We start from the raw sequence: 18,930 nt of genomic DNA, 5'->3' as shown, positions 1-18,930 counted from the left end.
GACTCGCTCAAACGTAGGCAGGGACCATGCAGGTCTTGTTTGCCACGTGGTACTCAAATTCGTGCCGGAAGTGTTTAATCATGGCGCGCACAGGCATAGCCGCCGCATCACCCAGAGCACAAATTGTGCGTCCTTGGATATTTTCGGCAACGTTGTCCAACAGATCCATATCGCTTGGCCGACCTTGCCCTCCCTCAATGCGATCCACCATACGGGACAACCAGCCCGTGCCTTCGCGGCATGGGGTGCACTGACCACAGGATTCATGCATGTAGAAATAGCTCAAGCGCTGCAGAGCCTTCACCATACAACGGCTGTCATCCATCACGATCACGGCACCGGACCCAAGCATCGACCCCGCCTTGGCAATCGAGTCGTAGTCCATCGTGCATTCCATGATGATGGAGGCCGGCAATACGGGCGATGAAGATCCGCCTGGAATGACTGCCTTCAACTGCCTGCCCGCGCGTACACCGCCCGCCAACTCGAGCAGCTTGGCAAAAGGTGTGCCCATCGGAACTTCGTAGTTGCCCGGACGCTCAACGTCTCCGCTTACAGAGTAGATCTTGGTGCCGCCATTGTTAGGCTTGCCGCAGTCAAGATAGGCCTGACCACCGTTGCGGATGATCCAAGGAACAGCCGCGAAAGTCTCTGTGTTGTTGATCGTAGTCGGCTTGCCGTAGAGGCCAAAGCTTGCAGGAAATGGCGGCTTGAAACGTGGCTGACCTTTTTTGCCCTCTAGGGACTCCAACAGTGCGGTTTCTTCACCGCAGATGTACGCACCGAACCCGTGTGCGGCATGCAATTGGAAGTTAAAGCTGCTGCCCATAATGCTGTCGCCAAGGAAACCTGCAGCGCGAGCTTCTTCGAGTGCAGCTTCAAAGCGATCGTAGGAAGCAAAAATTTCACCGTGAATATAGTTGTATCCAACCGAGATACCCATCGCATAGGCAGCGATGGCCATACCTTCGATGACGATATGTGGATTGAACTGCAAGATGTCGCGATCTTTGCAAGTGCCAGGCTCGCCTTCATCAGAATTGCAAACCAAATACTTCTGGCCTGGAAATTGACGTGGCATGAAGCTCCACTTCAACCCTGTCGGGAAGCCTGCGCCCCCGCGACCACGAAGGCCCGATTCTTTCACTGTGGCGATGACTTGGTCTTGGGTCAGTCCTTCGCCACCGTCTTTGCCCAAAATCTTGCGCAAAGCTTGGTATCCGCCACGAGCTACGTAGTCTTGGAGGCCCCAGTTTGAACCATTCAAACCTGCATAGATTTGAGGCTCGATGTGGCGATCATGAAAACAAGTTTCAGCGCCGGAAGCGCTGAATTTTGCGAGGATGCTGTCGGCACTCATGCTTGGCCTCCCGAGGCACGCAGTTCATCCACCAACTGATCAAGCCGGTCGTTCGTCATGAAGCTGCACATCGCGCGGTCATTCACCAACATCACCGGTGAGTCGGCGCAAGCGCCCAAACACTCACTCTGTTGGAGTGTAAAAAGGCCATCAGCAGTGGTTTCCCCCATGTGGATTCCGAGTTTGGACTCCAAATGATGGAGAGCCTTTTGACCGTCACGCAGCTGGCATGGCAGGTTGGTGCATACATTCAACTTGAACTTGCCAACCGGACGCTGGTTATACATGTTGTAGAACGTAGTGACCTCATGCACTGCCATGGGCGCCATGGACAAATGCTCAGCAATTACTTTTTCACTGTCGGTGCTCACGAAGCCCAGCTCTTGCTGAACTATCGCCAAGCAAGCCATGACTGCGGATTGCTTTTGCTCAGATGGGTACTTCGCAACTTCGCGAACAAAACGCGATTTCATTTCAGCGGAGATCATCGATCAATCTCTCCAAAAACAATATCCATGGTTCCAATAATGGAAACAGCATCGGCAATCATGTGACCCTTTGCCATCTCGTTCAAACTGGCCAAATGCACGAATCCCGGTGGTCGAATTTTCAAACGATAAGGTTTGTTAGCTCCATCACTGACGATGTAGATACCGAACTCTCCCTTCGGATGCTCCACTGCGGCATAAGCTTCACCTTCAGGCACACGGAAACCTTCTGTGAACAACTTGAAGTGGTGGATCAGCTCTTCCATGCTCGACTTCATCGCTTCGCGAGAAGGGGGTGCCACTTTGTGGTTGTCCGTAATCACGGGACCAGGGTTGGCTTTGAGCCAGTCCACGCACTGCTTGATGATGCGATTGGACTGCTTCATCTCTTCCATGCGAACGAGATAGCGGTCATAGACATCACCAGTCTTACCGACAGGGATATCGAACTCGACCTTGTCATATGCGTCATAGGGCTGCTTTTTGCGCAAATCCCAACCGATGCCAGATCCACGCAGCATAGGGCCTGAGAAACCCATATTCAACGCACGCTCAGGCGACACAATCCCGATATTGACCGTACGCTGCTTCCAAATCCGGTTCTCGGTCAGCAGAGTGTGGTACTCCTCCAAACAAGCCGGAAAGCGCTGTGCAAAGTCGTCGATAAAGTCCAGCAACGAACCCTTGCGATTGGCGTTCAGCTCCTCGATCCCCTTGGCATTCCGGACCTTGCTGGCCTTGAATTGGGGCATGGTATCCGGCAAGTCACGGTAGACACCACCTGGGCGGAAGTACGCAGCATGCATGCGGGCGCCACTGGCGGCCTCGTACATGTCAAAGAGATCTTCCCGTTCGCGGAAGGTGTAAATCAGAATCGTCGAGCTACCGCAATCGTTACCATGCGAGCCCAGCCACATCAAATGATTTAGCAGTCGCGTAATCTCCGAGTACATCACCCGGATGTACTGCGCACGAATCGGCACCTCGATGCCCAACAGCTTCTCGATAGCTAGGCAGTATGCATGCTCGTTACACATCATGGACACGTAGTCCAAACGATCCATGTACGGCAAGGATTGAATATATGTTTTGCTTTCGGCCAACTTTTCAGTCGCACGATGCAACAAACCAATGTGCGGATCCGCACGTTGGATCACCTCGCCATCCAATTCCAAAACGAGGCGCAAAACTCCGTGAGCCGCAGGATGCTGCGGACCGAAGTTCAAAGTGTAGTTTTTAATTTCAGCCATGCTTGTTCTGCTTACTGCAGGCCTCCGTAATTGTCTTCACGGATGATGCGTGGTGTGATTTCCCGAGCCTCAATCGTGACAGGCTGGTACACCACACGCGCTTGTTCCGCGTCGTAGCGCATTTCGACATGCCCACTGAGCGGAAAATCCTTCCGGAACGGGTGACCGATGAAGCCGTAATCTGTGAGGATGCGGCGGAGGTCATCATGGCCTTCAAAAAGAATACCGAACAAGTCAAAAGCTTCACGCTCAAACCAATTCGCAGAGTTCCAAATCGAATTTACCGAAGCAACTACCGGCATGTCATCGTTTGCGACCCACACTTTCAAACGCAAGCGCTGATTCAAGCTGATGGAGAGCAAATGCGAGACGACAGCGAAACGAGCCCCCTCGTACGCGCCATCTTTGTACTCTGAGTAGTCAACCCCACACAGGTCAATCAACTGCTCAAACTGGCAACCTGGCGCATCACGGAGAGCCAGTGCAGCATCCAAATAGTCTGCCGGGGCCACTTGCACAGTGACTTCGCCAAGCGCTATCGAAATTTGCTTTACCTTATCGCCAAGAACTGCTTGAACTGCGGCCTGTGTTGCCTCAGGACTCACTGAATAAATAGTCATATCTCTCAGGCCCGTGCGATGGTTTCGGTGCGACGGATTTTGTGCTGTAGCTGCAAAATTCCGTATACCAAGGCTTCAGCGGTTGGAGGGCAGCCCGGCACATAGACATCCACCGGGACGATGCGATCGCACCCCCGCACCACCGAATAGCTGTAGTGGTAATAACCACCGCCATTGGCGCACGAACCCATACTGATTACCCAACGTGGCTCAGACATCTGGTCGTAGACTTTGCGCAGCGCAGGAGCCATTTTGTTGCACAGAGTGCCTGCCACAATCATCAGATCTGACTGGCGAGGGCTTGCGCGAAACACTTCGGAACCGAAGCGGCTAATGTCATAACGCGCTGCCGCAGCGTGCATCATTTCCACCGCGCAACAGGCCAATCCGAATGTCATCGGCCAGATGGAACCGGTCTTTGCCCAGTTCACTACAGAGTCGTAACTCGTCGTGACGAAGCCTTCTTTCAAAACGCCTTCAATCATTGCGTTACTCCCAGTCCAATGCGCCTTTTTTCCACATGTAGACGAATCCGATGGTCAAAATGACCACGAACTCGACACCGAGCAAGAACCCGAACAGACCGAGTTCCTTGAGGGCTACCGCCCATGGAAACAGAAACGCTGTTTCCAAGTCAAACAAAATAAAGAGAATGGCAACGAGGTAGTACCGGACGTCGAACCTCATCCGAGCGTCTTCAAACGCTTCAAAACCGCATTCATAAGGGGAGTTTTTGGCAGCATCAGGCTTGTTGGGCCCAAGGATGTATCCCAAGATCTGGGGCACAACGCCTACGCCGATACCAACCAAGATGAACAGCAAAACGGGGAGATATTGGTCGAGGTTCATCTTGAGATTCTGATCACCATAAATGCCTGCCACAGGGGTAGAACCTGCGCAAGCTGATTTCTTTCTGGTGCCGTCGGCGAGACTCGAACTCGCACAGCTTTCGCCACTACCCCCTCAAGATAGCGTGTCTACCAATTTCACCACGACGGCGGCTCTCAGCCGATGAATTTGCGTGAGGAGCCTTGCGGCATTTGCTCGTTCATCAGCCCTAGAGTTTACCCTGAAATTCTCTGCCTTGCAGGCAGATACAGGGATTTCAGCGGGGTTTATTTTGCAGGAATTTGCGCAGCACCCGATGCAGGGGCCGCTGGCACTGTTTCAACGACTGGCGCTGCGGGAATCGCTTCAAGCACGGAGCCGGAAGTAGATGGACGAAGGTTCCCGAAGTAAGCCAACGCAAGGGTCGAAACAAAAAACACCGTAGCCAGAACTGCGGTTGTGCGAGAGAGGAAGTTGGCACTACCACTTGCACCGAACAAGCTGCCGGATCCGCCGCTACCAAAAGCAGCACCCATATCAGCACCCTTGCCGTGCTGAACCAAAATCAGTCCGATCATCGCGATCGCCGACAGCAACTGGATGCTCAAAATAATAGTAATCACAACGTTCATAAATTTCTCCTTGATTCAAATTCAAAAAATAGTTTAGGCGGCGGCTGCAATCGTCAGAAAGTCCGGCGCTTTCAAAGAAGCTCCACCCACCAAACCACCATCAATGTCCTTTTGCGCGAGCAGTTCCGCAGCATTCGATGCGTTCATGCTGCCACCGTACAAGATGTGCATGCGATCTGCATGCGGTGTTGCAGCCAGAAGCTGAGCCCGCAGCACTGCATGGACTTCTTGGGCTTGAGCGGGTGTGGCAGTTTTACCGGTGCCAATGGCCCAGACAGGCTCATAGGCAACCACGATTTCGCTGATGCAATGCCCGTTGGTGTGAATCACCGCTGCCAGCTGCCGCTTGACGACCTCTTCCGTCTTGCCGGCTTCACGCTCAGCCAAGGTTTCACCCACACATACGATGGGGGTCACACCAGCGGCCAAGGCCTTTTGGGTTTTCACTGCCACGGTAGCATCGGTTTCGCCGTGGTATTGACGCCGCTCAGAGTGACCCACGATCACATAGCGCACACCACATTCACGCAACATGGCCGCTGAGATTTCACCCGTGTAGGCACCAGAGTCATACGCGGACACATCCTGTGCACCCAAACCGATGTCCGAGTTTTGAACCAGCTGCGCCACTTGCGACAAATACACCGCTGGCACGCAGATCGCCATCTGGCAGGACGCTCCCGCGAGGCCTGCGCGCAAGGCCTCTACAAGAGCCGCATTGGCAGCTGCGCTGCCGTTCATCTTCCAATTGCCCGCAATCAGTTTCTTTTTCATGCAGATTCCCAATTCAACACAAGTTTCCCGATATGGGCGTTGCTTTCCATCACACTGTGTGCGGCGGCAGCTGCCGTGCCACCATCGGCCCCGGATACAGCAAATTGTCGAAACACCACAGGACGCACCTCTTTGCGCGACAACAAGGGCCACACCTCTTGGCGCAAGGCCTTGGCGATAGCAGCCTTGAATGCCACAGGGCGCGCGCGCAACGTAGAACCGGTGACCGTTAAGCGCTTGCGCAAGATGGCACCCGCATTGACCTCCGCATGAACACCGCCCTGAACGGCAATCAACACCAACCGGCCATCATCCGCCAAGCAGTTCACTTCTTTGCCGAGGTATGAACCCGCCACCATATCCAGGATCACATCTACGCCACGCCCTTGGGTCAAGCCCATGACCTGCGCCTCAAAATCGTCCGTCCGATAATTGATCGCATGGTCTGCGCCCAGAGCAATACAAGCTTGGCACTTTTCGTCCGTGCCCGCCGTGACGATTACAGTGGCACCGCGTGACTTAGCGAGTTGGATCGCAGTCACCCCGATACCACTACTGCCCCCTTGGATTAACAAGGTTTCTCCGGCCTTCAATGCGCCGCGGTCGAACACATTCGACCAGACGGTAAAAAATGTTTCCGGCAGGCTGGCGGCATCCACCAAGGTCCATCCATCGGGCACTGACAGGCACTGCGCAATCGGTGCGACGCAGAACTCTGCATAGCCGCCACCCGCCACGAGGGCGCACACGGGAGTCCCGATATCCAAACCGGCGAGCGCAAGCTCCGCACGATCCCCATCAACGATATATCCAGCGACCTCCAAGCCCGGAATGTCCGAGGCACCGGCGGGCGCAGGATATTTGCCCAATCGCTGCAACACGTCCGGACGATTGACGCCGCTGGCCGCTACACGAATCAGTAACTCCCCTGCCCCTGCAACAGGCGCAGGCCGATCCACCAGACGCAAAACGTCCGGCGCACCGGGAGAGGATATTTCAAATGCTCGCATATCGAATTGACCGGTAGCGCCCGCCAAGCTTGCGCAAGCTGCTACCAAATCAATAGCAGACCAACGATTACTCTTGCGCAGGACGCTCGATCAAGGCCTTCATGGATAGCTTGATGCGGCCCTTTTCGTCGGTCTCCAGAACCTTGACCTTGACGATCTGGCCTTCAGACAGGTAGTCAGTGACCTTTTCGACGCGCTCGTGAGCGATCTGGCTGATGTGCAACAAGCCGTCCTTGCCGGGCAGCAGGTTGACCAGCGCACCGAAGTCCAGAATCTTGGTGATCGGGCCTTCATACACCTTGCCGATTTCGACTTCAGCCGTGATCTGCTCGATGCGCTTCTTGGCCAGCTCTGCCTTCTCAGGATCGCTGGAAGCGATGGTGATCGTGCCGTCTTCCTCGATGTTGATCTGGGTGCCGGTCTCTTCGGTCAGTGCACGGATCACAGAACCGCCCTTGCCGATCACATCACGGATCTTTTCGGGGTTGATCTTGAAGCTGAACAGACGCGGTGCGAAGTTGGACACTTCGGTACGCGCTTCCGCCATGGACTTTTGCATTTCGCCCAGGATGTGTACGCGCGCTTCCTTGGCCTGAGCCAAAGCCACTTGCATGATTTCCTTGGTGATGCCTTGGATTTTGATGTCCATCTGCAGCGCAGTAATACCGTTGGTAGTACCAGCAACCTTGAAGTCCATATCGCCCAGGTGATCTTCGTCACCCAAGATGTCGGTCAACACGGCGAAGCGGTTTTCTTCCTTGATCAGGCCCATGGCGATACCGGCCACGTGTGCCTTCAAAGGCACGCCAGCGTCCATCAAGGACAAGCAGCCGCCGCACACGGAAGCCATGGAAGACGAGCCGTTGGACTCGGTAATTTCCGACACCACGCGCAGAGAGTAAGGGAACTCTTCTTTGGTAGGCAACACAGCGACCAGAGCGCGCTTGGCCAAACGGCCGTGACCGATTTCGCGGCGCTTGGGCGTACCCACGCGGCCGGTTTCGCCAGTGGCGAAGGGAGGCATGTTGTAGTGCAGCATGAAGCGGTCTTCGTACTCACCGCTCAAAGCGTCGATACGCTGCGCATCGCGCTCGGTACCCAAGGTGGCGATCACCAACGCCTGGGTTTCACCACGTGTGAACAAGGAAGAGCCGTGGGTGCGGGGCAGCACGCCGTTGCGGATTTCGATAGCGCGCACTGTGCGTGTATCGCGACCGTCGATACGGGGCTCGCCTGCCAGAATCTGGCCGCGCACGATCTTGGCTTCGATGTCAAACAGCATGCCTTCGACCTTGACGCTGTCGAACTCAACGCCGTCGGCCTTCAAACCGGCGAACACGTCTGCGTAGGCAGCGCGGCAGGCTTGGGTACGGGCTTGCTTGTTACGGATTTGATAAGCGGCAACCAGCTTGTCTTTGCCGTGGGCATCGACCTTCGCGATCAAGGCTTCATCACGGGCAGGAGCCTTCCAGTCCCACACGGGCTTGCCGGCGTCACGCACCAGTTCATGGATGGCGTTGATGGCGGCCTTGCTCTGCTCGTGGCCGTAAACCACAGCACCCAACATCACTTCTTCGGACAGCTGTTGTGCTTCGGATTCGACCATCAACACAGCGGCTTCGGTACCGGCAACTACCAAGTCCATGATGGAGTCTTTGCGTGCAGTCTGTCCGGGGTTCAACACGTATTCGCCGTTGACGTAACCCACGCGGGCTGCGCCGATCGGGCCGTTGAACGGGATGCCAGACACGGACAGAGCCGCGCTCACTGCGATCATGGCAGCGATGTCAGCGTCCACTTCGGGGTTCAGGGACACGGTGTGCACCACAACGTGCACTTCGTTGAAGAAGCCTTCGGGGAACAGGGGGCGGATGGGTCGGTCGATCAGACGGCTGGTCAGCGTTTCAAACTCGCTGGGGCGGCCTTCGCGTTTGAAGAAGCTGCCCGGGATCTTGCCTGCGGCGTACGACTTTTCCAGGTAGTCAACAGTCAAGGGGAAGAAGTCTTGGCCGGGCTTGCCTTCGGTCTTGCCGACCACAGTGGCCAACACGACGGTGCCGTCCATATCCAACAGCACAGCGCCGGTGGACTGGCGTGCGATTTCGCCGGTTTCCATGGTGACGGTGTGTTGGCCCCATTGGAAAGTCTTAGTAACTTTATTGAAAATGCTCATGGTGGTTCTCCTGTGAGTATCGAGTTTTATCGGGGGGTGCAGGCCACCCCGCCACAGCCCGGATTCCACAACACAGTCCACGATGCCATTCCAGAAACACTGCCCGATTGAGGGCAACGGCTTTGGAATGACACAGCTTCGTTCTGTTTTTGCGGTCTCCGAAGTAAAAAACGCCTGAGCTAGTGACCTAACTCAGGCGTTCGTCATTCAGTCAGTCGCTTACTTACGCAGACCCAACTTGGCGATCAGGGCCACATAGCGGTCGTGGTCCTTGGAGTTCAAGTAGTCCAACAGCTTACGGCGACGGCTCACCATACGCAGCAAACCGCGGCGACCGTGGTGGTCTTTGGCGTGGGTCTTGAAGTGGGGTGTCAGCTCGTTGATACGGGCTGTCAACAGTGCCACTTGCACTTCTGGGCTACCTGTGTCGGTAGCGGAACGGGCGTTGTCTTTGACAACAGCAGCTTTGATGCTGGAAGCGATCATGTATTTTCCTTTTGTGTTCTGACTTGCGCCAGGTGCTGGAATGGCTCTTGGCGTGCGCCTTGCCCAATGCAAAGCCATTCGATTATAGCCCGAAGCACACCCTCCGCGAAGCAGGGCTTCAGCCAACGCGCTCCGGATTGCGCTTACCCTTGCGCAGCAAACGCCCTGCAAACCCGCACCACATAACGCCTTTGGCGCCATTTTCAAGAGGCATTTTTAGAGTTTAAATTCCTACAGATTGGCTTGAATTGCACCCCGCTGCGCTCAGTTAGGGAACAAGCGGCAATCACGGTGAGCGCCGCGCAAGATAAGGAATCCCATCATGTTCTTCGCCACTGCCCCCGCCGCCTTTCAAGCCTCTCTGCGCCGCCCTGCCCACTCCGGCAGTGCTCATGCGGTCGAGCGCTTTTTGAGCGACGCACTCCTCTCAGCCCGCCAAGCCGGCACCACCTACACCCAGGACGACACCAGTTTCACCTTGAGCCTGGACATGCCCGGTATCGCCAAGGAGCACCTGCGCATCGCGATTGACGGTGCGGTGGTCCGCATCCAAAGCAAGGACGACGCCCCCCGCCACTACCGCGCCGCTTACGAGTTGCCCCAAGAGGTGGACAGCGCCTTGAGCGAGGCCAAACTCGAAAACGGCGTGCTCACGCTCAAATTGGCCAAAAAGGTACCCGTGGATACCTCGGCAGAGCTCACGATCCAGTAAGTCACCCCACGCCCCAGCGCTGCACTCACGTGCACGCGCTATCAAAAAAAGAGCTTCCCGCGCTTGATTTGCGAGCGCCGGAGGCTCTTTTCACAAGGAATGCAGGGGCCAGCGCGGCTTGACGTCAAACGCGTAGTCGGTCACCGCGTTTTGCAAGCCACTTTGCAGCCGCATCGCAGCGGCCATGGCGATCATGGCACCGTTGTCGGTGCACAAATGCAGCTCAGGGTAATGCACCCGGACGCCGCGCTTGGCGCACTCGGCATTGAGCTGCTCCCGCAGTTTGCGGTTGGCCCCCACGCCACCGGCCACCACCAGGCGCTTGAGACCGGTTTGCTTCAAGGCCGTGACCGACTTCTTCAGCAAGACCTCCACAATCGCGGATTGGGTGGATGCCGCCAGATCCGCCTGCTGTTGCGCAGGCAAAGCCTGAAAACTGGTGACGCCGCCGGCAGCCAACATGCGCTGGCTTTGCACCAGCACCGCGGTTTTGAGGCCGGCAAAAGAAAAATCGAGGTTGCCGCTGTGCAACAAAGGGCGTGGCAAGGCATAAGCCCTCGGGTCACCCGACTCGGCCAACTTGGACAACAAGGGTCCGCCGGGATAGGCCAGCCCCATGAGCTTGGCAGATTTGTCAAAGGCCTCACCCGCCGCATCGTCGATGGTCTCGCCCAGCAGCTCGTAGTGGCCTACGCCGTCCACCCGCATCAGCTGGGTGTGCCCGCCGGATACCAGCAAGGCCACGAACGGGAACTCTGGCGGGTCTTCACTCAAAAAAGGCGACAGCAAGTGCCCTTCCAGGTGGTGCACGCCCAACACCGGTTTGCCCAGTGCCGCGCCCAATGCACACGCCACACCCGCCCCCACCAGCAACGCGCCGGCCAAACCGGGGCCACGGGTGTAAGCCACCACATCCACCTCTTGCAGGCTGCGGCCGCTCTCACTCAACACTTGTCGGGTCAAGGGCAGCACACGGCGTATATGGTCGCGGCTGGCCAGCTCCGGCACCACGCCACCAAAGGCTTGGTGCATCTCGATCTGGCTGTGCAGGGCGTGTGCCAGCAGCGTGGGCACGGCATCACCTTGTGACTGCACCATCGCCACCCCAGTTTCGTCACACGAAGACTCAATCCCCAACACCAGCATGCTTGATTCCTTTAGAGGGGCCGAGTGTAGAGGATGCCCCTCCAACCCGGCCAGACCCACCGGGATTCACAGACAATTGGCGCGAATCTTGCAACTCACTGACCCATGACAGAACCCCTGCGCATCGTTGTGATTACCTCAGACCTGGCGGTGCAAGACCCCGAGGACACCCATGCGCAAGACCAGGCCGACCGCTCGCGCAGCCTGCGCATTGGGCTGCTGGAAAGTGGCTTCAACCTGATTGCCTCTTTGCCGGCCGATGTGTTTTTGACCGAGCGGCTGGCGCAACTCCAGCCCGACATGGTCATTGTGGATGCCGAGAGCGACGCCCGCGACGCCCTCGAGCATGTGGTCATGGCCACCCGCGACGAGCGCCGTCCGATCGTGATGTTCACCAACGACCACGACAGCCGCACCGCCCGCGAGGCGGTGGCAGCCGGGGTGTCGGCCTACATCGTGGCAGGCTTGCAGCCGGAGCGGATCCGCCCCATTCTCGATGTCGCCATGGCCCGCTTTGAACAAGAGCAGGCCTTACGCCGCGAACTGGCCGACACCCGCAACGAGCTCCACGAGCTCTCCAGCGCACTGCAAGACCGCAAGGTGATCGACCGGGCCAAGGCCCTGTTGATGCAACGCCAGTCCCTCTCGGAAGAGACGGCTTACGCCAAACTGCGTAAAACCGCGATGGACAAGAACCTGAAGATCGTCGAGGTCGCCCAGCGCATGCTGGATGTCGCCGACCTGCTGGGCTAAACGACGGCACAAGGCCTGAAATGGTGCACTGCACACAAGCAGTGCATCCACACACCGTGAACCCGCCCACCCAGCGGTTATGAATAAAAAGTGCACCTAGCGCCCGAATATATTGCGCAGGTAGCTCTCTTTTTCATAGCAAATAGACACTCACAACAGTTGGCACAGACATTGCATTAGTCCATTCGAGACCGGCAACGGTCATGCAAACGCCCCGTCCAACGGCGGGCGGGGTGAATGCATAAGGACAAAGGCGTCCCCACAGCTTCGAGAGCGCACAGCGCATCGGGGCCTGTGTGGACGCCTTTTTTGTTTTCTGGTTTTGTTTTGTGTGTTTAACCCTTCTGGAGCGAGTTCTATGACAGATCTTCTGAAAGCCAAACTGAGCCGCCGCGCGGTTCTGCAAACTGCAGCCGTCGGTGCCGCGGGCATCAGCCCTGCCCTGCGTTCGGTGGTGTATGCCGCAGGGTCGGATGCGCCGGAGAAAACCGAAGTCAAGATCGGCTTTATCCCGCTGACCGATTGCGCCAGCGTGGTCATGGCCTCGGTGTTGGGCATTGACCAGAAATACGGCGTCAAGATCATCCCTAGCAAAGAAGCCTCCTGGGCGGGTGTGCGCGACAAATTGGTCAGCGGCGAGCTCGACTTTGCCCACGTGCTGTACGGCCTGGTCTATGGCGTGCACCTCGGCATCGGCGGCCCCAAGAAAGACATGGCCGTTTTGGCCACCCTCAACAACAACGGCCAGGCGATCACTCTGTCCAAGAAGCTGGCCGACAAGGGCGCTGTGGACGGCCCGGGCCTGGCCAAACTGATGGCCGCAGAAAAGCGCGAGTACACCTTTGCCCAGACCTTCCCCACCGGCACCCACGCCATGTGGCTGTACTACTGGATGGCGGCCAATGGCATCAACCCGATGAAGGACTCCAAGGTCATCACCGTGCCGCCACCCCAGATGGTGGCCAACATGCGTGTTGGCAATATGGATGGCTTCTGCGTGGGCGAGCCCTGGAACCACCGCGCCATCATTGATGGCATCGGCGTAACCGCCGCAACCACCCAGGACATCTGGAAAGACCACCCTGAAAAAGTGCTGGGCACCACCGGAGACTTTGTCAAAAAGTACCCCAACACCGCCCGCGCCGTGACCGCCGCCATCCTGGAAGCCGGCAGATGGATTGACGCCAGCTTGTCTAACAAAAACAAGATGGCCGAAACGATTGCCGACAAGAGCTATGTCAACACCAGCGTGGACGCGATCAACCAACGCATTCTGGGCCGCTACCAGAACGGCATGGGCAAGACCTGGGACGACCCGAACTTCATGAAGTTTTACAACGACGGTGCGGTCAACTTCCCCTACCTGTCGGACGGCATGTGGTTCCTGACCCAGCACAAGCGTTGGGGCTTGCTCAAAGACCACCCTGACTACCTGACCGTGGCCAAGCAGATCAACCAGATCGACATCTACAAGCAAGCCGCCACGGCCAGCAAGACCCCGCTGCCCAAGAGCGACATGCGCAGCAGCAAGTTGATGGACGGCGTGGTCTGGGATGGCAAAGATCCCAAGAAATACGCCGACGGTTTCAAGATCAAAGCATAAGGAAGCCCCACCATGGTCAGCGCCGTTTTTCATTCGCCGATAGCCACTGCCGACGACGGCACTGCTATCAAAACAGAAGCTGCCAGCGCAGATTTGACGGGCGCCAAGGCCCCAAAGTATGCCCCAACAAGCGCGCCGGCACCCGCCGCTGCGCCTGGCTTTGATTGGAGCGGCCTGATGCTCAAGGTGTTGCCACCCGTTTTCGGGCTGGCACTGCTGATCGGCATCTGGGCCATGGTGAGCATCGGCACGGCCAGCTCCATCCCCAGCCCGCTGGAGACCTGGAAGCAGGCGGTCGTGATCTTCAGCGACCCGTTTTACAGCAAGGGGCCGAACGACCAGGGCGTGGGCTGGAACATCTTGTACTCGCTGCAGCGCGTCGCTTTGGGCTTCGGCCTCGCGGCGGTGGTGGGCATTCCGGTGGGCTTTTTGATCGGGCGGTTTGAGTTCTTGAGCCGCATGTTCAACCCGCTCATCAGCCTGCTGCGCCCCGTATCGCCACTGGCCTGGTTGCCGATTGGTTTGCTGGTATTCAAGGGTGCGAACCCGGCCGCCATCTGGACCATCTTTATCTGCTCCATCTGGCCCATGATCATCAACACCGCCGTGGGCGTGCAGCGCGTGCCGCAGGACTACATGAACGTGGCCCGCGTGCTCAACCTGAGCGAGTGGAAGATTGTTACCAAGATCCTGTTCCCCTCGGTGCTGCCCTACATGTTGACCGGCGTGCGCTTGGCGGTGGGCACAGCCTGGCTAGTGATCGTGGCCGCGGAGATGCTGACCGGCGGCGTGGGCATCGGCTTCTGGGTGTGGGACGAGTGGAACAACCTCAACGTCAAGAACATCATCATCGCCATCTTCGTGATCGGCATCGTGGGCCTTTTGTTGGAGTTCGCCCTTATTAAGTTGGCAACTGCATTCACATTTGAAGAGGTGAAGTCATGAGCATCGAATCCATGAACGCCAAGTACATCGAAATCCAGGGCGTGGACCAAACCTTCAAGACCAAGAAGGGCTTGTTTCCCGCGCTGCGCAACATCAACCTCAACGTGGCCAAGGGCGAGTTTGTGGCGCTCATCGGTCACAGCGGTTGCGGCAAGTCCACCTTGCTCAACCTGATTGCCGGTTTGACCATGCCCACCCAAGGCTCGCTGATCTGCGCCAGCCGCGAAATTGCCGGCCCCGGTCCTGAGCGTGCCGTGGTGTTCCAGAACCACTCGCTGCTGCCCTGGCTGACCTGTTTCGAGAACATTTACCTTGGGGTGGAGCGCGTGTTCGGCACCCGCAACCCCGGCGCGCCGGCGGAGACCAAAGCGCAGCTCAAGGCCCGCACCGATGCTGCACTGGCTCTGGTGGGCCTGACGGCAGCCGCCCAAAAGCGCCCCGGTGAGATCAGCGGCGGTATGAAGCAGCGCGTAGGTATTGCCCGTGCGCTGGCCATGGAGCCCAAAGTGCTGCTGATGGACGAGCCCTTTGGCGCGCTCGATGCGCTGACCCGCGCCAAGCTGCAAGACGAGCTACTGGAAATCGTGGCCCGCACCGAGAGCACGGTGGTCATGGTGACCCACGATGTGGACGAAGCCGTGCTGCTGTCCGACAAGATTGTGATGATGACCAATGGCCCGGCCGCCACCATCGGCGAAGTGCTGAGCGTGAACCTGCCCCGCCCTAGATCCCGCGTGGCTTTGGCTGATAGCCCGGAGTACCTGGGTTACCGCAAGGCGGTGATTGACTTTTTGTACACCCGCCAAGCCCACGTCGAAAAAGCCGCTTGAGGAGCTACACCATGGACATGCGCGTTAAACCAAAACAAAAACTCGTGATGATCGGCAACGGCATGGCCGGTGTGCGGACCATTGAAGAGCTACTCAAGGTCGCACCGGACCTGTATGACATCACAGTCTTCGGTGCCGAGCCACACCCCAACTACAACCGCATTCTGCTGAGCCCCGTACTCGCCGGTGAGCAGACCTTGGACGAGATCGTGCTCAACTCCTTTGAGTGGTATGCAGAGAACGGCATCACCTTGCATGCCGGCAAAAAAGTGACCGAGGTGGACCGCGTCAAACACGTGGTGAAGGCGTCCGATGGCACCGAGGCCGAGTACGACCGCTTGCTGATTTGCACCGGCTCCAACCCTTTCATCCTGCCCGTGCCCGGCAAGGACCTGGATGGCGTAATCGCTTACCGCGACATTGCAGACACCAACGCCATGATCGAGGCGGCCACCAAATACAAACACGCCGTCGTCATCGGCGGTGGCCTGCTGGGTCTGGAAGCTGCCAACGGCCTGATGCTGCGCGGCATGCAAGTCACCGTGGTGCATGTGCAGCCCACGCTGATGGAGCGCCAGCTCGACACCGTGGCCGGTGGTTTGCTGCAGAAGTCGCTGGAAGAGCGCGGCCTGAAGTTCCTGATGGGGGCCCAAACCCAAGAGCTGGTCGGCGACGAGAGCGTGGACGGCAAGCCGGGCCGTGTGAAAGCCATCAAGTTCAAAGACGGCACCGAGGTACCTGCCGACCTCGTCGTCATGGCCGTGGGCATTCGCCCCAACACCGAGCTGGCGCAGAGCATGCGCCTGCATGTGGACCGCGGCATCGTGGTCACCGACACCATGCAGACCGTGACCGACGCGCGCATCTACAGCGTGGGTGAATGCGCCGCCCACCGCGGCATTGCTTATGGCCTGGTCGCGCCCCTGTTTGAGCAGGCCAAAGTGGCGGCCAACCACCTGGCCGAGTACGGCATTGGCCGCTACCAGGGCTCGCTCACCTCCACCAAACTCAAGGTCACCGGCATCGACCTGTTCTCTGCCGGCAACTTTACCGGGGGTGAAGGGTTTGAAGAGATCGTGATGAGCGACCCCTTCGGTGGCGTGTACAAAAAGCTCGTGATCAAGGACGACAAGCTCGTGGGTGCCTGCATGTACGGCGACACCGTGGACGGCAGCTGGTATTTCAAATTGTTGCGCGAAGGCCGCAATGTGGCAGACATTCGCGACAAGCTGATGTTCGGCGAAGGTGGCGCCAACATCGGCGACGTGGGCCACCAGGGCCAGAACAAAGCAGCCGCCATGGCCGACAGCGACGAGGTCTGCGGCTGCAACGGTGTCACCAAGGGCACCATCTGCAAGGCCATCAAGGAGAAAGGTCTGTTCACCCTGGACGAAGTGAAAAAGCACACCAAGGCCAGCGCGTCCTGTGGCTCTTGCACCGGCTTGGTGGAGCAAATCATCATGTTCACCGCCGGCGGCGACTACTCCGCCACGCCCAAGAAGAAGGCCATGTGTGGCTGCACCGACCATAGCCACCAGGAAGTGCGCGACGCCATCTTCGCCAACAAGTACCTCACGATTGCCGACGTGCAAAAGAACATGGGCTGGAAGACCCCCAACGGCTGCTCCAGCTGCCGCCCTGCGTTGAACTACTACTTAATCAGCAGCTGGCCCAAGCTCGCCAAGGATGACCCGCAAAGCCGCTTCATCAACGAGCGCAGCCACGCAAACATCCAGAAGGACGGCACCTACTCCGTCATTCCGCGCATGTGGGGTGGCGAGACCACGGCCGACGAGCTGCGCCGCATTGCGGACGCGGTGGACAAGTTCAAGATCCCCACCGTCAAGGTCACCGGCGGCCAGCGCATCGACTTGCTGGGCGTGAAGAAAGAAGACTTGCAAGCCGTGTGGCAAGACATCGGCATGCCCAGCGGCCACGCTTACGCCAAAGCATTGCGCACGGTGAAAACCTGCGTGGGCAGCGAGTGGTGCCGCATGGGCACCTAGGACAGCACCCAGATGGGCAAAGACCTGGAGCGCGCCCATTGGCGCATGTATGCCCCGCACAAGGTGAAGTACGCCGTCTCCGGCTGCCCGCGCAACTGTGCCGAGGCTGGCATCAAGGACGTGGGCATCATCGGCGTGGACAGCGGCTGGGAGATGTACATCGCCGGCAACGGCGGCATCAAAACCGAAGTGGCGCACTTCTTTGTGAAGCTCAAAACCGCAGAAGAAGTGCTGGAGTACACCGGTGCCTTCATGCAGCTCTACCGCAAAGAGGGCTGGTACCTCGAGCGCACGGTGCACTTTGTCAGCCGTGTGGGCCTGGACTATGTGAAGAAGCGCATCCTCGAAGATGCCGAAGGCCGCAAGGCCCTGAACGAAGAGCTGCTGTTCGCACTCGACGGTGAGCCCGACCCGTGGTTCGATTTTCAGGATGCACAGGTCGACACCCGCCAGTTCGCGCCGGTAGCCGTCGCCTGAGCAAGGGAGGAGCCGACATGCAACGCCGAAGCCTGATCACAGCCGCCGCTGCGAGTGCCCTAGCACTCGCCCTGCCCGCCGCAAACGCGCAGGTGGCGGACCTGAGCGACGCCATCAACAAAGCCGGCCGTCAGCGCATGCTGAGCCAGCGCATGGGCAAGGCCTGGCTGGCCATGCTGCTGAGCGTGGAGAAAACCAGCGCCCAGCTGGTGTTGGACAAGTCGATCACCCTGTTCGACCGGCAGCTACTAGAGCTCAAAGCCTTTGCGCCCAACCCCGAGGTGCTGGCCACGTACACCAAGCTCGATAGCGCCTGGAGCGATTACAAAACCCTATTGGTTGGCAAAGCACCAACCCGCGAGGCAGCGGCCGCCCTGCTGCAGCAAGACGCCAAGGTGCTGGCACTCGCCCACCAGGGCACCCAGCAGTACGAGGCGGCACTGGCCAAGCCGGTGGGCAAACTGGTGAACGTCGCAGGGCGCCAGCGCATGCTGAGCCAGCGCATGGCCAAGTACTACCTAGCCACCACCTTGCCGGTGGATGCCGCGACCGCAGGCATGGAGCTCAACAAAGCGCGCAGTGAATTCACTGCCGCGATGCAGCTGCTCAAAAGCGCACCGGAAGCTACCTCGCGCATCAAAGATGAGCTGGCCCTCGGAGACGCACAGTGGGTGTTTTTTGACAATGCCTTGCAGAACCTGCAAGAGGGCGCGCAACGCCCACGCCCGATGGCGGATGTGTACCTGGCCAGCGAAAACCTGCTCACCGTGATGGACCGGGTGACCGGCCTGTATGCGGCCATCAAAACCTCTTAAACACCAAATAAGCCTCTGGCGC

At 58.1% G+C, this 18,930-nt stretch carries 18 protein-coding genes, 1 tRNA gene and 1 pseudogene; 7 read left to right on the top strand and 13 right to left on the bottom strand.

Annotated elements, in window-relative coordinates; translation table 11 throughout:
* Positions 1-7: 7 nt before the first annotated feature.
* The 12 genes from nuoF to rpsO form a co-directional block, all read right to left on the bottom strand.
* Positions 8-1,360, bottom strand: coding sequence for an NADH-quinone oxidoreductase subunit NuoF (gene nuoF / locus RAE21_RS03130; protein ID WP_313880099.1), 1,353 nt, complete (start codon positions 1,358-1,360; stop codon positions 8-10).
* On the bottom strand, positions 1,357-1,848 hold the full coding sequence (gene nuoE, locus RAE21_RS03125) for an NADH-quinone oxidoreductase subunit NuoE (RefSeq protein ID WP_313880098.1): 492 nt from the start codon (positions 1,846-1,848) through the stop codon (positions 1,357-1,359). The genes nuoF and nuoE overlap by 4 nt, the downstream gene beginning before the upstream one ends.
* On the bottom strand, positions 1,845-3,098 hold the full coding sequence (locus tag RAE21_RS03120) for an NADH-quinone oxidoreductase subunit D (protein WP_313880097.1): 1,254 nt from the start codon (positions 3,096-3,098) through the stop codon (positions 1,845-1,847). The genes nuoE and RAE21_RS03120 overlap by 4 nt, the downstream gene beginning before the upstream one ends.
* Before the next feature lie 11 nt (positions 3,099-3,109).
* The gene (locus tag RAE21_RS03115) at positions 3,110-3,718 is read right to left on the bottom strand and encodes an NADH-quinone oxidoreductase subunit C (RefSeq protein WP_313880096.1); all 609 of its coding nucleotides are present in this window, start codon (positions 3,716-3,718) and stop codon (positions 3,110-3,112) included.
* A 5-nt stretch (positions 3,719-3,723) separates the two neighbouring features.
* On the bottom strand, positions 3,724-4,203 hold the full coding sequence (locus RAE21_RS03110; protein ID WP_296508066.1) for a NuoB/complex I 20 kDa subunit family protein: 480 nt from the start codon (positions 4,201-4,203) through the stop codon (positions 3,724-3,726).
* A 4-nt stretch (positions 4,204-4,207) separates the two neighbouring features.
* Complete coding sequence (locus RAE21_RS03105) at positions 4,208-4,567, bottom strand: NADH-quinone oxidoreductase subunit A (RefSeq protein ID WP_313880095.1); 360 nt, start codon at positions 4,565-4,567, stop codon at positions 4,208-4,210.
* Positions 4,568-4,632: 65 nt separating this feature from the next.
* Positions 4,633-4,717: transfer RNA gene (locus tag RAE21_RS03100), tRNA-Leu, on the bottom strand.
* A 116-nt stretch (positions 4,718-4,833) separates the two neighbouring features.
* Positions 4,834-5,178, bottom strand: coding sequence for a preprotein translocase subunit SecG (gene secG, locus RAE21_RS03095; protein WP_313880094.1), 345 nt, complete (start codon positions 5,176-5,178; stop codon positions 4,834-4,836).
* Between the two features lie 33 nt (positions 5,179-5,211).
* Complete coding sequence (gene tpiA / locus RAE21_RS03090; protein WP_313880093.1) at positions 5,212-5,952, bottom strand: triose-phosphate isomerase; 741 nt, start codon at positions 5,950-5,952, stop codon at positions 5,212-5,214.
* The gene (locus RAE21_RS03085; protein WP_313880092.1) at positions 5,949-6,962 is read right to left on the bottom strand and encodes an NAD(P)H-quinone oxidoreductase; all 1,014 of its coding nucleotides are present in this window, start codon (positions 6,960-6,962) and stop codon (positions 5,949-5,951) included. The genes tpiA and RAE21_RS03085 overlap by 4 nt, the downstream gene beginning before the upstream one ends.
* A 67-nt stretch (positions 6,963-7,029) precedes the next feature.
* Entirely contained in the window at positions 7,030-9,135 is a 2,106-nt protein-coding gene (pnp, locus tag RAE21_RS03080; RefSeq protein WP_313880091.1) for a polyribonucleotide nucleotidyltransferase, read from the bottom strand.
* Between the two features lie 219 nt (positions 9,136-9,354).
* Positions 9,355-9,621: a 30S ribosomal protein S15 gene (rpsO, locus tag RAE21_RS03075; protein WP_293659965.1), complete on the bottom strand. Its 267-nt coding sequence runs from the start codon at positions 9,619-9,621 to the stop codon at positions 9,355-9,357.
* A 322-nt stretch (positions 9,622-9,943) separates the two neighbouring features.
* Here rpsO and RAE21_RS03070 point away from each other — a divergent pair, with 322 nt between their 5' ends.
* Positions 9,944-10,333 carry an Hsp20/alpha crystallin family protein gene (locus RAE21_RS03070; protein ID WP_313880090.1) on the top strand — a complete coding sequence of 130 codons (390 nt, stop codon included), beginning with the start codon at positions 9,944-9,946 and terminating at the stop codon, positions 10,331-10,333.
* A gap of 90 nt (positions 10,334-10,423) precedes the next feature.
* Here RAE21_RS03070 and tsaD read toward each other — a convergent pair whose 3' ends face one another.
* Positions 10,424-11,479 carry a tRNA (adenosine(37)-N6)-threonylcarbamoyltransferase complex transferase subunit TsaD gene (gene tsaD, locus RAE21_RS03065; protein WP_313880089.1) on the bottom strand — a complete coding sequence of 352 codons (1,056 nt, stop codon included), beginning with the start codon at positions 11,477-11,479 and terminating at the stop codon, positions 10,424-10,426.
* Between the two features lie 105 nt (positions 11,480-11,584).
* On the opposite strand from tsaD, the gene RAE21_RS03060 reads away from it, so the two are divergent.
* The 6 genes and pseudogenes from RAE21_RS03060 to RAE21_RS03035 all read left to right on the top strand — a co-directional run bounded on the left by RAE21_RS03060 (position 11,585) and on the right by RAE21_RS03035 (position 18,908).
* Positions 11,585-12,232 carry an ANTAR domain-containing response regulator gene (locus RAE21_RS03060; protein ID WP_313880088.1) on the top strand — a complete coding sequence of 216 codons (648 nt, stop codon included), beginning with the start codon at positions 11,585-11,587 and terminating at the stop codon, positions 12,230-12,232.
* A 358-nt stretch (positions 12,233-12,590) separates the two neighbouring features.
* The gene (locus RAE21_RS03055; RefSeq protein WP_313880087.1) at positions 12,591-13,835 is read left to right on the top strand and encodes a CmpA/NrtA family ABC transporter substrate-binding protein; all 1,245 of its coding nucleotides are present in this window, start codon (positions 12,591-12,593) and stop codon (positions 13,833-13,835) included.
* 12 nt (positions 13,836-13,847) lie between these two features.
* Positions 13,848-14,780, top strand: a complete 933-nt coding sequence (gene ntrB / locus RAE21_RS03050; protein ID WP_313880086.1) for a nitrate ABC transporter permease — start codon at positions 13,848-13,850, stop codon at positions 14,778-14,780.
* A complete protein-coding gene (locus tag RAE21_RS03045) occupies positions 14,777-15,610 on the top strand; it encodes an ABC transporter ATP-binding protein (RefSeq protein ID WP_428983960.1) in 834 nt (277 codons plus the stop codon). Before ntrB ends, RAE21_RS03045 begins: the two co-directional genes overlap by 4 nt.
* Before the next feature lie 11 nt (positions 15,611-15,621).
* A pseudogene (gene nirB, locus RAE21_RS03040) lies at positions 15,622-18,093 on the top strand (nitrite reductase large subunit NirB).
* Between the two features lie 17 nt (positions 18,094-18,110).
* Positions 18,111-18,908, top strand: a complete 798-nt coding sequence (locus RAE21_RS03035) for a type IV pili methyl-accepting chemotaxis transducer N-terminal domain-containing protein (RefSeq protein ID WP_313880085.1) — start codon at positions 18,111-18,113, stop codon at positions 18,906-18,908.
* Positions 18,909-18,930: the final 22 nt, after the last annotated feature.

This window comes from Rhodoferax potami, from assembly GCF_032193765.1.
Lineage (GTDB): Bacteria > Pseudomonadota > Gammaproteobacteria > Burkholderiales > Burkholderiaceae_C > Allorhodoferax > Allorhodoferax potami.
This window is presented reverse-complemented; position numbering and strand designations above follow the sequence as displayed.

Excerpts from the sequence above, each read along its gene's own strand:
- RAE21_RS03120 (WP_313880097.1), bottom strand. The coding sequence starts at position 3,098 with ATGGCTGAAATTAAAAACTACACTTTGAACTTCGGTCCGCAGCATCCT.
- rpsO (WP_293659965.1), bottom strand. The coding sequence starts at position 9,621 with ATGATCGCTTCCAGCATCAAAGCTGCTGTTGTCAAAGACAACGCCCGT.
- RAE21_RS03070 (WP_313880090.1), top strand. The coding sequence starts at position 9,944 with ATGTTCTTCGCCACTGCCCCCGCCGCCTTTCAAGCCTCTCTGCGCCGC.
- RAE21_RS03045 (WP_428983960.1), top strand. The coding sequence starts at position 14,777 with ATGAGCATCGAATCCATGAACGCCAAGTACATCGAAATCCAGGGCGTG.
- RAE21_RS03035 (WP_313880085.1), top strand. The coding sequence starts at position 18,111 with ATGCAACGCCGAAGCCTGATCACAGCCGCCGCTGCGAGTGCCCTAGCA.
- RAE21_RS03115 (WP_313880096.1), bottom strand. The coding sequence starts at position 3,718 with ATGACTATTTATTCAGTGAGTCCTGAGGCAACACAGGCCGCAGTTCAA.
- ntrB (WP_313880086.1), top strand. The coding sequence starts at position 13,848 with ATGGTCAGCGCCGTTTTTCATTCGCCGATAGCCACTGCCGACGACGGC.
- RAE21_RS03110 (WP_296508066.1), bottom strand. The coding sequence starts at position 4,203 with ATGATTGAAGGCGTTTTGAAAGAAGGCTTCGTCACGACGAGTTACGAC.
- nuoF (WP_313880099.1), bottom strand. The coding sequence starts at position 1,360 with ATGAGTGCCGACAGCATCCTCGCAAAATTCAGCGCTTCCGGCGCTGAA.
- tpiA (WP_313880093.1), bottom strand. The coding sequence starts at position 5,952 with ATGAAAAAGAAACTGATTGCGGGCAATTGGAAGATGAACGGCAGCGCA.
- tsaD (WP_313880089.1), bottom strand. The coding sequence starts at position 11,479 with ATGCTGGTGTTGGGGATTGAGTCTTCGTGTGACGAAACTGGGGTGGCG.
- RAE21_RS03060 (WP_313880088.1), top strand. The coding sequence starts at position 11,585 with ATGACAGAACCCCTGCGCATCGTTGTGATTACCTCAGACCTGGCGGTG.
- RAE21_RS03105 (WP_313880095.1), bottom strand. The coding sequence starts at position 4,567 with ATGAACCTCGACCAATATCTCCCCGTTTTGCTGTTCATCTTGGTTGGT.
- secG (WP_313880094.1), bottom strand. The coding sequence starts at position 5,178 with ATGAACGTTGTGATTACTATTATTTTGAGCATCCAGTTGCTGTCGGCG.
- RAE21_RS03055 (WP_313880087.1), top strand. The coding sequence starts at position 12,591 with ATGACAGATCTTCTGAAAGCCAAACTGAGCCGCCGCGCGGTTCTGCAA.
- nuoE (WP_313880098.1), bottom strand. The coding sequence starts at position 1,848 with ATGATCTCCGCTGAAATGAAATCGCGTTTTGTTCGCGAAGTTGCGAAG.
- pnp (WP_313880091.1), bottom strand. The coding sequence starts at position 9,135 with ATGAGCATTTTCAATAAAGTTACTAAGACTTTCCAATGGGGCCAACAC.
- RAE21_RS03085 (WP_313880092.1), bottom strand. The coding sequence starts at position 6,962 with ATGCGAGCATTTGAAATATCCTCTCCCGGTGCGCCGGACGTTTTGCGT.